Origin of the sequence: Streptomyces sp. NPDC050617 (assembly GCF_040654795.1) — a bacterium.
GTDB lineage: Bacteria > Actinomycetota > Actinomycetes > Streptomycetales > Streptomycetaceae > Streptomyces.
On sequence record NZ_JBFAIS010000009.1, the window covers coordinates 158,587 to 171,255 of the forward strand.

Annotated in this window: 11 protein-coding genes; 5 read left to right on the forward strand and 6 right to left on the reverse strand. The window is 71.7% G+C overall.

The window, feature by feature from the left end:
- Positions 1-2,886, reverse strand: coding sequence for a UPF0182 family protein (locus AB0I49_RS14975; protein ID WP_363227472.1), 2,886 nt, complete (start codon positions 2,884-2,886; stop codon positions 1-3).
- Between the two features lie 146 nt (positions 2,887-3,032).
- Between AB0I49_RS14975 and AB0I49_RS14980 the strand changes: the two genes are divergently transcribed.
- Positions 3,033-3,599, forward strand: coding sequence for a PPA1309 family protein (locus AB0I49_RS14980; protein ID WP_363227356.1), 567 nt, complete (start codon positions 3,033-3,035; stop codon positions 3,597-3,599).
- Positions 3,600-3,640: 41 nt separating this feature from the next.
- Here the strand turns inward: AB0I49_RS14980 and AB0I49_RS14985 are convergent, their stop codons facing one another.
- The 4 genes from AB0I49_RS14985 to AB0I49_RS15000 form a co-directional block, all read right to left on the reverse strand.
- A complete protein-coding gene (locus AB0I49_RS14985; protein ID WP_363227357.1) occupies positions 3,641-4,729 on the reverse strand; it encodes a PDZ domain-containing protein in 1,089 nt (362 codons plus the stop codon).
- Between the two features lie 79 nt (positions 4,730-4,808).
- The gene (locus AB0I49_RS14990) at positions 4,809-5,000 is read right to left on the reverse strand and encodes a hypothetical protein (RefSeq protein ID WP_363227358.1); all 192 of its coding nucleotides are present in this window, start codon (positions 4,998-5,000) and stop codon (positions 4,809-4,811) included.
- Between the two features lie 259 nt (positions 5,001-5,259).
- On the reverse strand, positions 5,260-5,727 hold the full coding sequence (locus tag AB0I49_RS14995) for a molybdenum cofactor biosynthesis protein MoaE (protein WP_363227359.1): 468 nt from the start codon (positions 5,725-5,727) through the stop codon (positions 5,260-5,262).
- 147 nt (positions 5,728-5,874) lie between these two features.
- Complete coding sequence (locus AB0I49_RS15000; protein WP_363227360.1) at positions 5,875-6,996, reverse strand: SDR family oxidoreductase; 1,122 nt, start codon at positions 6,994-6,996, stop codon at positions 5,875-5,877.
- A 192-nt stretch (positions 6,997-7,188) separates the two neighbouring features.
- Between AB0I49_RS15000 and AB0I49_RS15005 the strand changes: the two genes are divergently transcribed.
- The gene (locus AB0I49_RS15005; protein ID WP_363227361.1) at positions 7,189-8,676 is read left to right on the forward strand and encodes a zinc-dependent metalloprotease; all 1,488 of its coding nucleotides are present in this window, start codon (positions 7,189-7,191) and stop codon (positions 8,674-8,676) included.
- The gene (locus AB0I49_RS15010; protein WP_363227362.1) at positions 8,673-9,203 is read left to right on the forward strand and encodes an NUDIX hydrolase; all 531 of its coding nucleotides are present in this window, start codon (positions 8,673-8,675) and stop codon (positions 9,201-9,203) included. Before AB0I49_RS15005 ends, AB0I49_RS15010 begins: the two co-directional genes overlap by 4 nt.
- A 75-nt stretch (positions 9,204-9,278) precedes the next feature.
- Here AB0I49_RS15010 and AB0I49_RS15015 read toward each other — a convergent pair whose 3' ends face one another.
- Positions 9,279-9,875, reverse strand: coding sequence for a M48 family metallopeptidase (locus tag AB0I49_RS15015; protein ID WP_363227363.1), 597 nt, complete (start codon positions 9,873-9,875; stop codon positions 9,279-9,281).
- Between the two features lie 172 nt (positions 9,876-10,047).
- Here AB0I49_RS15015 and AB0I49_RS15020 point away from each other — a divergent pair, with 172 nt between their 5' ends.
- Complete coding sequence (locus AB0I49_RS15020) at positions 10,048-11,217, forward strand: ThiF family adenylyltransferase (protein ID WP_363227364.1); 1,170 nt, start codon at positions 10,048-10,050, stop codon at positions 11,215-11,217.
- A 42-nt stretch (positions 11,218-11,259) separates the two neighbouring features.
- Positions 11,260-12,633 carry an AarF/ABC1/UbiB kinase family protein gene (locus AB0I49_RS15025; protein WP_363227365.1) on the forward strand — a complete coding sequence of 458 codons (1,374 nt, stop codon included), beginning with the start codon at positions 11,260-11,262 and terminating at the stop codon, positions 12,631-12,633.
- Positions 12,634-12,669 lie beyond the last annotated feature (36 nt).

Sequence of the window (12,669 nt, forward strand, 5' to 3'; positions counted from 1 at the left end):
TCAGCTGCCTGGCTTCTTGCCCTTCTCGGCGGCCTCCTCCTCGGCCTTGGCGGCCCGGTTCAGGGCGTCCTTGAGGTCGTTCTGGGCCTTGCCGTACGCGGTCCAGTCCTTCTCGTCCAGCGCCTTCTGGCTCGCCTCGTACGCGTCCTGGGCGTCCTTGACGGCCTGCTTGGTCGTCGGGTTCTCCGAGGCCGGCGGCTTCGTGGTGTCACCGCTCGGCGGAGTGGTCTCCCCGGACGGCTTCTTCACCCCGAAGACCACGTCGAGCGCCTTGGGGAGGTTGTCCTCGAAGGCCGTCTGCTCGCCGTAGGTGACCAGCACCTTCTTCAGGAGCGGGTAGTTGGTGCCGGCGCCTCTCACATAGACCGGCTCGACGTACAGCAGCCCGTCGTCCAGCGGCACGGTCAGCAGGTTGCCGTACTCGATCTCGGAGTCGCCTCTCTTCAAGATATTGATCTTGTTGGCGATCTCCGGATCTCCGTTGAACTTGCTCTGCACCTGCTGTGGACCGGAGACCGTGGTCTCGGACGGCAGTTTCAGTATTCTGATCTTGCCGTAGTCCGTACTGGTCGCGTCCGCGTCGACCGCCATGAAGGCGCCCAGGTTCTCCCGGCTCTTCGGCGTGAACGTCGTCGTCAGCGAGAACGCCTGCGCCTTCTGGTCCGGCATCTTCATGCTCAGGTAGTACGGCGGCACCGCGTTCCCCGACTTGGTGGTCGGGTCGTCCGGCACCTGCCACCGCTCACTGCCGGTGTAGAAGGTCCCCGGGTCGGTGACGTGGTAGCGGGTGAGCAGCTCGCGCTGGACCTTGAAGAGGTCCTGCGGGTAGCGCAGGTGCTGCATCAGGTCCGAGTCGATCTCGCTCTTGGCCTTCACGGTCCCCGGGAACGACTTCATCCAGGTCTTGAGCACCGGGTCCTTGGTGTCCCACTGGTACAGCTTGACCTTGCCGTCGTACGCGTCCACGGTCGCCTTGACCGAGTTGCGGATGTAGTTGACCTGGTTCTGCTGGGCGACCACGGACCGCTGGCCGGTGGTCAGGGAGTCCGCCGTGGTGTCGCCGAGCGTGGTGCGGGACGCGTACGGATAGCCGTTGGTCGTCGTGTAGGCGTCGACGATCCACTGGACGCGGCCGTCGACCACCGCCGGGTAGGCGTCGCCGTCGATCGTCAGCCAGGGCGCGACCGCCTCGACGCGCTCCTTGGGCGTGCGGTTGTACAGGATCCGCGAGTCCTTGCCGATGGCCCCGGAGTAGAGGATCTGCGGCTCCCCAAAGGCGACCGCGTAGGCCGCGCGGTTGATCGGGTTGGAGAGGTTCACCCCGCTCTTGCCCTTGTAGCTGTAGCTCTTCTCGCCGTTGTCGCCGGAGTAGTCCAGCTCCTTCTGCGGGCCGCCGACGATCGAGTACTGCGTGGTCTTCTCGCCGTAGTAGATCCGCTGCTCGTACGAGGGCAGCTTGCCGCTCGTGGGCAGGTTCTTCTCGGTGAAGTCCGGGGCGCCGCCGTCCACGGTGTCGGTGCCCTTCGCGGTGATGGCGCCGTATCCGTGGGTGTACTTGAAGTGGTCGTTGATCCAGTTGCGCTCGGGGATGCCGTTGATGTTCAGCTCGCGCAGACCGATGACCGTGTCCTGCTCCTTGCCGTCCTCCTTGTAGCGGTCGACGTCGAGCGTGGACGGGAACTGGTAGTAGCCGCGGACCTGCTGGAGCTGCTGGAAGGTCGGCGAGACGATGTTCGGGTCGAGCAGCCGCATGCTGGCGGAGGAGTCCGCGTCGGCCCGCAGCTTCTGCTTGTCCTTGCCCTTCAGCTCGCTCTTGCCCGCGTACTCCTTCACATCGGAACCGTCGATGCCGTACGCCTCGCGCGTGGCATTGATGTTCTTCTTGATGTACGGGGCTTCCTTGGCCTGTTCGTTCGGCTGGACCTGGAACTTCTGCACCATCGCCGGGTAGAGCCCGCCGATCAGGATCGCGGAGAGCACCATCAGCCCGAAGCCGATCACCGGCAGCTGCCAGGTGCGCCGCCACAGCGTCGCGAAGAACAGCACCGCGCAGATCACGGCGATGATGAACAGGATCGTCTTGGCCGGCAGATAGGCGTTCGCGTCCACATAGCGCAGCCCGGTCCAGCCCGCCGTCGACTTCAGACCGCTGGACTTCACCGTCAGCCCGTACCGGTCCAGCCAGTACGCGACGGCCTTGAGCAGCACGAAGACGCCGAGCAGCACCGACAGATGGCCGGTGGCCGCGGCGGTGGCCCGGCCGCCGGGGCTGGTGATCCGCAGGCCGCCGTAGAGGTAGTGCACCAGGGCGGCGGCGATCAGCGAGAGCACCGCGGCCGCGAAGCCGAAGCTCAGCAGGAAGCGGTACCAGGGCAGGTCGAAGGTGTAGAACCCGATGTCCATGTGGAACTGCGGGTCCTTCTGACCGAAGGAGACGCCGTTGACCCACTGGAGCCAGGTGCGCCACTGGCTGGCCGCGGACGCGCCCGCGATCAGCCCGACCAGCGCGGTGACCGCGAGCAGCACCCATTTCTTGTACGGCGCGAGGCTCATGCGGTAGCGGTCGAGGCTCTGCTGCTCCATCGACATCGCGCTCAGCGGCGGCCGCAGCCGGTGCGCGAGCCAGATGTTGAAGCCGACGGCGACGGCCATCAGCAGGCCGAAGACGGCGAACAGCCCGATCTTGGTCCCCAGCGTGGTCGTGAAGACCGAGGAGTATCTGACCGAGCGGTACCAGAGCCAGTCCGTCCAGAACCCGGCGAACATGACGAAGAGCATGGCCAGCACGGCCAGCACGCCCAGGGTCATGAGCAGGGTCCGGACGCGCCGGGACGGTCGGCCGACTCTCATCCGTGGCCCTGTCGGGCCTCCGCCGCGGTCCGGCATCTGGAAAGCCAAGGTGCGCACCTCGAAGTTCAATGTCGTTGGGGGGTCTTTTGAGCGGCCCCGGTGATAGTAGGACCCAGTGTGGCAACTTACTGAGCCTTTACTCAGTTCCCGTTTTCGGTCACTTCCAGGGCACGATATTGACCATGTCCAACCTTCCCGACCCCAGCACCCCTATGGCCGCGAGTCCGCTGACCCGGGCCGTGCTCGAAATCGACGAGTACGCCTCCGGGCTCGGCTGGGACCAGCCGGCCCGGCTCTTCGCCCTCGTCGACACCGCGAAGCTCCGCGCCCAGGAGCCCGGCCTCGCCGAACAGCTCGGCCTCGACGCCGCGGACGGCGAGGACGCCCCCGCCGCCATCACCCCGATCGAACAGGACGAGCTGCCCGCGGGCGTCGCCCTCGACGAATTCCTCGCCACCATCGCCTGGCCCGACCCGGTGACCGGCTGCGCCATGACGGTAGAGCGGCTGATGCTGCCGCCGTCCGCGGAGGGGTCCGTGCCGAACGGCCTCGACGAGGCGCAGCTCGCCGAGTGGGTCGCCGAGCACCCGGACCGCCAGGAGGTCCGTATGACGGTGGCGGTGCTCCGCGACGGCGCGCGCGAGTCCGCGCTGCGGCTGCGCGAGAAGGACTCGCCGACCGAGGTCCTCACCGGAGCCGACCTCGTGCCGGGGCTCGCCGAGGCGCTGTCCGCGACCTTCGAGGGGTAGCCGCCGCGGGCCCTGTCCGGGGCCCGCTCACGTCCGTACGGTCAGCCTGTCGTGCAGCGCGGCAGGCCGGCCGTGTCCCCCTTGCGGATCTTCTCCAGGGCCTTCAGCGCGTCGTCCATCGTGCCGACCTTCACGAGCCGGAGCCCGTCGGGGGTGTCCTTGGCGGCGGTCGCGCAATTCCCCTTGGGCGTCAGGAAATACCGCGCGCCCTTGTCGCGGGCGGCCACGACCTTCATCGCGATGCCGCCGATGGGGCCGACCGCGCCCTTGTCGTCTATGGTCCCCGTCCCCGCCACGAACTTGCCGCCCGTCAGATCGCCCGGCGTGATCTTGTCGACGATGCCGAGGGCGAACATCAGCCCCGCGCTCGGCCCGCCGATGTCCGGCAGCTTGATGTCGATGGTGAACGGGAACGTGTGGTCGACGGCCGCCTTGATGCCGACGATGGCGCGCTTGTCCTCGGGGGCCTTGGCGGTGGTCAGGGCGACCTTCCGGGTCTCCTTCGGCTCCTTCTTGTCCTTCTCCGCCTCCGCGGCCGCCTTGACCGGCACGACGGTGAAGACGACCTTCTCGCCGGGCTTGTGCCGGGTGACGAGCTTGGCCACATCCTCGGGCTGCTTGACCGCCGTGCCGTCCACGGCCTTGATCACGTCGCCGGCGTGCAGCCTGCCCTCGGCCGGGCCGGCCTTGACGACGGACCCCACGACGATGCGGCTGCCGACCGGGATGCCGACCGCCTTGAGCGCGGCGACCTTCGCGGTCTCCTGGGACTGGCTGAACTCCTCGGCGTTCTCCTGGCTCACCTGGTCCGGGGTCTTGTCGTCCGGATAGACCGTCTCGTGCGGAACGACGAGATCGTCGTGGTTGAGCCAGCCGAAGACGGCCTCGACCAGGTTCATCCGGTACTGGGAGCCGGTGACCCGGACCGTCGTCATGTTGAGGTGCCCGGACGTGGGGTACGTCTCGTGGCCGGTGATCTGGAGCACCGGCTCGCCGTCGTGCTCGCCGATGGTGTTGACGGTGGGTCCGGGGGACATGTCCGCGTACGGCACCGGGATGAGCACACCCGCGCAGAGCAGCGCGATCAGCATCAGGAGGGAGGCGAGCATCGTCGCTGTGCGGCGGGGCATGGAACGACAGTACGGGACAGGTCCGACAGCCCACCCGCGGGGCCGGGCCGTCCGTGGCCCCGCGAGTTGACCCGGTCGGCTAGATACGGCCGGGCGCCGCCTGGGCCGCTTCCGGACCGGAATCCGGCCGCTCCATCGCGGCCCGGAACCGCGCGTAGCCGGCGAGCTCCGCGATATCCCCGTACGTATGGTTCCGCGTGGCCCAACTTCCCCATATGGCAGCGGCGATCGCCGCCAGAAGCGGAATCAGCAACCAGATGAGCGCACCCACATTGGCCTCCCGACCCCTCAGCGCCTTCCGTCGGGTCGCGCCCCGGCGCGCGGCCCGGCGGGAATCACCGGATTTCGCGTGCGGACGAGCGGACACCGCCGGTCGCGGCGCCAGGCCAGCCGCAATCAGCAAATAAGCAGACTAACTATCCGTCAGGTCAACGCTTATACCAGGAGACGGGTTACGCAACCGGAGCACCACGATTGGCCCAAAGCCGTTCGCACGCCCCGCTGCCGCGCGCCGGTCCGTGAGCGGCGCGTCAGCAGGCGCCGACCCACTCCTCGGTGCCGTCCGAGAACTCCTGGTGCTTCCAGATCGGGACCTCGTGCTTGAGGTCGTCGATCAGCCTGCGGCACGCCGCGAACGCCTCGGCGCGGTGCGGGCAGGAGACCGCGACCACCACGGCCAGGTCCCCCACCGCCAGGTCGCCGACCCGGTGGACGGCCGCCACGGCCCGTACGGGGAAGTCCGCCGCGACCTTCTCGGCGACCCGGCGCATCTCGGCCTCGGCGCTCGGGTGGGCGGAGTAGCCGAGGCCGGCGACCTCCGCGCCGCCGTCGTGGTCGCGCACCGTGCCGACGAAGAGCGCGGTGCCGCCCGCGGCCCGGTCGCCGACCGCCGCGAACACCTCGTCCAGGGACAGCGGGGTGTCCCGGACGGCGAGCAGCCGGATGGGGGAGGCGGCGCTCTGGGCGGGGACGGCGGGACGGTCATGGGTGCTTGCCATGCACCCATCGTGCCGCACCGGGCGGCGGACCCGGCACCGGCCGTGCGTACGGACGGTGCTCCAGGGGCCCTCTCCCGGCCGTACGGGCGTCCGGCCCGTTCCCCGTAGGCGTCGCCGTGTACGGGCCCCAGCGACCCGTACAGGCCCCTACAGGCGGCGGCGTGCCTTGCGGGCGCGGCGGACCAGCGCGGCGGTGCCCACCAGCGCGACCGTCGCCCCGGCGGCCCCCAGCGTGGTGGCGTCCTTGCGGCCCAGCCGCCGCCCCGCGACCGTATGGCGGCCCGAGACCTCCTCCAGCAGCTCGGCGAGCACCTCCTCGTTGGTCCACCGGGGCCGCCAGCCCGCCTCGTGCAGCCGGCTGCCGCTGACCACCCAGGGGTGCATGGTGAACGCGAGGTCGCCCGCCGGGGACGGGGTCAGCCCCAGCCGGTGCAGCCGCGAGGCCGCGCCCAGGGCGACCGCCGAGGGCAGCTCCATCCGGCGGATGCCGGTGAGCTCCTCGACCTCTTCCTGTTCCAGCCAGCCGTCGCAGCCCACCGCGAGCTCGCCCTCGGCCTTCTCCAGGGCGGCGAATTCCAGGGCGCTGACCAGGTCCTGCACATGGCAGAACTGCCAGGTGGGCCGGGAGCCGGCGACGACCAGGAGGCGCGGCGACTCGAAGTAGCGGGTGAGGGCGGTGTCCGTGCCGCCGACGAGGACGGCGGGGCGCAGCACCGTGACGTTCAGGCCGGGGTGGGCGCGCGGGGCGCGCTTGGCGAGCCGCTCGATCTCCAGGAGGTCGCCGACGCCCGTGGCGTCCGCGGTGGCGCGCAGCTCGGCGTCCTCCGCCAGGGGCACGTCGTTCTCGGGCAGCGCCCCGTAGACCATCGCCGAGGTGCACAGCACCACCCGGTGCACGCCCGCGGCCGCCGCGGCGGTGAGCACCGTCTGGGTGCCGCGCACGTTGTAGGCCGTACGGGCAGCGGGGTCGGTCTCCAGGTCGAGGTCGACGGCGAGGTGGACGACGACGTCCGCCCCGCGCAGCTTGTCCGCGATGGCCGGGTCGCGGACGTCCAGCACGTGCCATGTCGCCTCGGTGACGTCGCCGCGGCGCTCGTCGATGGCGATGACCTGCTTGATCTCCTCGGACTCGGCGAGGCGCTGCGCGAGCAGGGCGCCGATGCCGCCGGCGGCGCCCGTGACGGCCACGACAGGCCGTCGGCCGGACTTCGCGGCACCATGGGCCGTACCGTTTCGCGCTGCGCGAACGTGCGGATCTGGGGAACTCACCAGGCGTCTCCAGAGGTTGTCTTCAGTACGCGTGCGCGATGACGCGTACGCACCAGGTGATGTCCATCCTGCCGCAGGCCTCGGGCCGGCGGAGCACCGAGGCCGCAACCGGGCCCGGTGTCTACGCTGGGTTGTGTTGTCGGGCATTCGCCGTCGGCCCCGGGCCGGCGGCCCTACGAGCCGAGGAAACCCGTGAGTGACACCCCATTCGGATTCGGCCTTCCGCCGGAGGAGCCGGAGGACGGCGACGACGGCAAGAAGAAGGGAGGCCAGGGTGGTGGCCAGGGTCCCGCGAATCCGTTCGGGTTCGGCGGGGCGGGCGGCGGAGACAATCCGTTCGCCTCGATGTTCGGGTCGCTGAACCCGAACGACCTGGGCGCGGCCTTTCAGCAGCTCGGGCAGATGCTCTCGTACGAGGGCGGCCCGGTGAACTGGGACATGGCCAAGGACATCGCGCGGCAGACCGTCGCGCAGGGCACCGCCGACGGCACCAAGGACGCGAGCGTCTCGCCGGGCGAGCGGGCCTGGGTCGACGAGGTCGTGCGCCTGGCGGACCTGTGGCTGGACGGCGTCACCTCGCTGCCGTCGGGCGCGAACACGGCGGTGGCGTGGAGCCGCGCCGAGTGGGTCGAGGCGACCCTTCCGGTGTGGAAGGACCTCGTGGACCCCGTCGCGGAGCGCGTCGGCGCGGCCATGGGCGATGTGCTGCCCGAGGAGATGCAGGCCATGGCGGGCCCGCTGCTCGGCATGATGCGGTCCATGGGCGGCGCGATGTTCGGCACCCAGATCGGGCAGGCGCTCGGCGTGCTGGGCGGCGAGGTGGTCGGTTCGACCGATATCGGGCTGCCGCTGGGCCCGGCGGGCAAGGCCGCGCTGCTGCCGGTCAACGTCGAGGCGTTCGGCAAGGGACTGGGCGTCCCCCAGGAGGAGGTGCGGCTCTACCTGGCGCTGCGCGAAGCCGCTCACCAGCGGCTCTTCACCCATGTGCCGTGGCTGCGCTCGCATCTCTTCGGCGCCGTCGAGGGGTACGCGCGCGGGATCAAGGTCGACACCTCCAAGCTGGAGGACGTCGTCGGCCAGATCGACCCGTCGCACCCCGAGCAGCTGCAGGACGCGCTCCAGCAGGGCATGTTCCAGCCGGAGGACACCCCGGAGCAGAAGGCGGCGCTGGCCCGGCTGGAGACCGCGCTCGCGCTGGTCGAGGGCTGGGTCGACGCGGTGGTGCACGCGGCGGCGGCCCCGCATCTGCCGTCCGCGGACGCGCTGCGGGAGACGCTGCGCCGGCGGCGCGCCTCCGGCGGTCCCGCCGAGCAGACCTTCGCCACGCTGATCGGCCTGCAGCTGCGGCCGCGGCGGCTGCGCGACGCGTCGCGGCTGTGGGCCTCGCTCACCGACGCGCGGGGCCTGGACGGGCGCGACGCCCTCTGGGAGCACCCGGACATGCTGCCGACGGCCGCGGACCTCGACGACCCGGACGGGTTCGTCCACCACGAGCAGCTGGACTTCTCCGAGCTCGACAAGATGCTCGGCGAGGCGGCCGGCAGCGCGCCGGGCAAGCCCGATCTCAACAAGCCGGTCATCGACGACCACTCGGACGACGACGCCGCGGACACCGGCACCGCCACGGGTGACGGCAAGAACAAGGGCAAGAACGACGACGAGGGCGACGCCGACAAGTGACCCTGCACGACGACGCGGCGCGGGTCCTCGATCGGTGGTCCGCGCCGGACGAGGGCCAGCAGGAGCTGCGGCTGGCCTACCTGGACCACCTCGCGACGCACCCGGCCGGGATGTGGAAGGCGTGCCCCGGCGCGCATCTCACCGCCAGCGCGCTGGTCATCGACCCGGCCGGCGAGCGCGTCCTGCTGACGCTGCACCGCAAGCTGAAGATGTGGCTCCAGATGGGCGGCCACTGCGAGCGGCAGGACGCGACGCTGGAGGACGCGGCGCTCCGTGAGGCGCGGGAGGAGTCCGGGATCGGCACCGGGCTGGCGCTGCTGCCCGGCGGGCCCGTGCTGCTGGACCGCCATTCGACGCCGTGCGCCTGGCACCTCGATGTGCAGTACGCGGCGCTCGCCCCGGCGGACGCCGTCGAGACGATCAGCGACGAGTCGTTGGACCTGCGCTGGTTCGCGTACGACGAGGTGCCGCGGGTGGCCGACGCGTCGGTCGTGCGCCTGCTGGAGCGCACGCGCGCCCTGCTCTGACGCGTCCTTCCCCCGGAGCTTCCGCTGCGGCTCTTGAAGAGGACGGCCGGTACCGGGGGCGCCGCGCTCCCCCGGTCACTCGCTGCGGGCCGCGGGCAGGTGCGGCAGCCGGTCCGCGGCGACCACGCCTTCCAGGTAGCCCCGCGCCCGCTCGGTGCGCGGGTAGGACTCCAGGAGGCGCCAGAAGCGCGGGCCGTGCCCCGGTACGAGCAGGTGGGCGAGTTCGTGGACGAGTACGTAGTCCACGACGTACTCCGGCATGCCCTGGAGGCGGTGCGAAAGACGGATGCTGCCCTCGGCGGGCGTGCAGGAGCCCCACCGGGTGTTCTGGTTGGTGACCCAGCGGACGGAGGCGGGGCGGGCGCGGCCGCCGAGGTACTGGTCGGAGAGGCGCTCCGCGCGCTCGGCCAGCTCGGCGTCGCCCAGCATGCGCTTGTTCTCCTGCGCGGCGAGCTTGTCCAGCATGACGCCCACCCAGCGCTGCTCCTCGGCCTCGGACATCCGGGCCGGGATGAGGACCACGGTGCGGTCGCCCTCGCGGTAGGCCGAGACCGTTCTGCGTCGGCGGGTGCTCCGGCGGACCTCGACCGCGTTCGACCCGGACGAGCGGGCCTGCGGGCTCGGGGCGCTGCGCGGTGATCTTGCGGCACTGTGCAGAGGGTCGACGGACACGCCTCGACGTTACCCGCTGGCGGCGGCGGAAGTCCCGACCTCGCTCGGTTGTCGGGGGAAACACTCATCGGAGTGCACTACTTGTACGACTAACGCGCCCCCCTGTGGATAACTTTCGGCGGCGATGCGCCGGGCCGCGCATGCTGGGTCCCGACCGATGGGGGAGGCGATCATGCATCCGATGATCAAGCCCGCGCTGCGGCGCGGCTGGCGCAACCGCGACACCGTGCAGTTCGGGGTGGCGCCCGCACACGCCGTGGTGCTGGGACCGGTGGACACGGCGACGGGGAGTTTCCTCGACCTGCTGGACGGGACGCGCGGCCTGCCGCTGCTGCGCGCCCAGGCCAAGGCGATGGGGCTGCCCGAGGGCCGGGCGGACTCGCTGGTGGAGCGGCTGGCGGCGGCCGGTCTGCTGGACGATCCGCTGGGCGGCGGGGAGCCCGCGGCGGCGCTGCGCGATACGGGCCCGGCGCTGGACCGGCTGCGGCCCGACCTGGCGTCGCTCTCTGTGCTGCACCCGGAGCCGGGCGGCGCGCTGCGGCTGCTGGGGGCACGGCGGGCGACGCGGGTGCAGGTGCGGGGCGCGGGGCGGGTGGGGGCGATGATCGCCGCGCTGCTGTCGGCGTCGGGGGTGGGGCAGGTCGATGTGCTGGAAGGGGGGTGCGTCGAGCCGTGGGACACGGTTCCGGGCGGGGTCCGCGCCGAGCAGATCGGGGAGCGGCGCGACGCCGCGGCCCGGCGGGTCGTCCGGCAGTCCGCGCCGGAGCCGCGGCCCCGTGCCCGGCCTCGGGAGGACGCGCCGCCCGGCCGGGCCGGGGTGTCGGACGGCGCGGACCAGCCGCCCTTGTCGCTGGTGGTGATCGCGCCGCGGGACGGCCTCGCGGCGTACGCGCCGGATCCGGCCGTGGCCGAGCCCTTCGTCGCGTCCGGGACGCCTCATTTGTACGCGGGCGTCATCGAGTGCACGGGGGTGGTGGGGCCGCTGGTGCTGCCGGGCGGGTCGGCGTGCGCGGGCTGTCTGGAGCTGGGCCGGGCGGAGCGCGACCCCACCTGGCCCCGGATGCTCGCCCAGTGGCGGTCGGGCCGGGCGGTGGGGGCGCCGTCCTGCGATGCCGCGCTCGCTACGGTGGTCAGCGGACTGGCGGCCGTCCAGGCGCTGGCCTTCCTCGACGGCCGGCCGCCGGACTCGGCGGGGAGTCGGCTGGAGGTCGCGCTGCCGGGCGCGGGCTGGGCTCCACGGCGTATCGCTCCGCATCCGGCATGCTCGTGCGGTGCGGCGGGATCGGCCCATCCTGAATGCGCCTCGGCCTCGAAGCCGTTGCACGGGACAATGGTCGGGTAACAGTCGTACTCGGCGTGGCTGTTCAGGTAGTTGGAGGGGTGCATGTCTGATCTTCCCCGCAAAGCGGTCACCCGCACCGCCAAGTTGGCCGCGTTGCCGCTGGGCTTCGCGGGCCGCGCCACCTGGGGGCTCGGCAAGCGGATCGGCGGCCGGTCGGCGGAGCTGGTGGGGCGCGAGCTGCAACAGCGCACGGCGGAGCAGCTGTTCAAGGTGCTCGGCGAGCTGAAGGGCGGCGCGATGAAGTTCGGGCAGGCCCTGTCGGTCTTCGAGTCGGCGCTGCCCGAGGAGATCGCCGGGCCGTACCGGGCCGCGCTGACCAAGCTTCAGGAGGCCGCGCCGCCGATGCCGACCCGCTCGGTGCACGCGGCGCTGGCGGAGCGGCTCGGCGAGGACTGGCGGGAGCTCTTCACGGAGTTCGAGGACCAGCCGGCCGCCGCCGCGTCGATCGGGCAGGTGCACCGGGCCGTGTGGCACGACGGGCGCGAGGTCGCGGTCAAGGTGCAGTATCCGGGGGCCGGCGAGGCGCTGCTGTCGGACCTCACGCAGCTGAGCCGGTTCGCGCGGCTGCTGGGGCCGCTGATTCCGGGCATGGACATCAAGCCGCTCATCTCCGAGCTGCGCGACCGGATCTCCGAGGAGCTGGACTACGAACTGGAGGCGCGGGCCCAGCGGGCGCACGCGCGGGAGTTCGCGCAGGACCCGGACGTGGTGGTGCCGGACGTGGTGCACCAGGGCGACCAGGTGCTGATCACGGAGTGGATGGGCGGGGTGCCGCTCTCCGAGGTGATAGAGCGCGGCGGCCAGGAGGAGCGGGACCGGGCCGGGCAGCTGCTGGCGCGGTTCCTCTTCTCGGGCACGGCCCGCACGGGGCTGCTGCACGCCGACCCGCATCCCGGCAACTTCCGGCTGCTGACCGGCGACGAGGACAGCCCGCCGGAGTCGTGGCGGCTGGGCGTGCTGGACTTCGGCACGGTGGACCGGCTGCCGGACGGGCTGCCGCCGACGATCGGCACGGCGCTGCGGATGACGCTGGACGGCCACGCGGAGGGGGTCTTGGACCTGCTGCGCGAGGAGGGGTTCGTCAAGCCGTCGATCGAGCTGGATCCGGACGCGGTGCTGGACTATCTGCTGCCGATCATCGAGCCGGCGCAAGTGACGAAGTTCACGTTCTCGCGGGGCTGGATGCGGGCCCAGGCGGCGCGGATCGCGGACCCTCGCTCCCCCGCGCACCAGCTGGCCCGGCAGCTCAATCTGCCGCCCTCGTATCTGCTGATACACCGGGTGACGACGAGCACCATCGGGGTGCTGTGTCAGCTCGGGGCGTCGGTGCGGCTGCGCGACGAGCTGGAGGCGTGGGTGCCGGGGTTCGGCGCGGGCGAGGAGTCCGAGGAAGCGTCCGAGGAGGCCCCCGCCTGAGCGGGGGCCGGGGCTGAGCCTGGGGCGGGGCCCGGT

Coding starts and splice junctions, on each gene's coding strand:
- AB0I49_RS14975 (WP_363227472.1), bottom strand. CDS start 2,886: ATGCCGGACCGCGGCGGAGGCCCGACAGGGCCACGGATGAGAGTCGGC.
- AB0I49_RS15025 (WP_363227365.1), top strand. CDS start 11,260: ATGTCTGATCTTCCCCGCAAAGCGGTCACCCGCACCGCCAAGTTGGCC.
- AB0I49_RS14985 (WP_363227357.1), bottom strand. CDS start 4,729: ATGCCCCGCCGCACAGCGACGATGCTCGCCTCCCTCCTGATGCTGATC.
- AB0I49_RS14980 (WP_363227356.1), top strand. CDS start 3,033: ATGTCCAACCTTCCCGACCCCAGCACCCCTATGGCCGCGAGTCCGCTG.
- AB0I49_RS15020 (WP_363227364.1), top strand. CDS start 10,048: ATGCATCCGATGATCAAGCCCGCGCTGCGGCGCGGCTGGCGCAACCGC.
- AB0I49_RS14995 (WP_363227359.1), bottom strand. CDS start 5,727: ATGGCAAGCACCCATGACCGTCCCGCCGTCCCCGCCCAGAGCGCCGCC.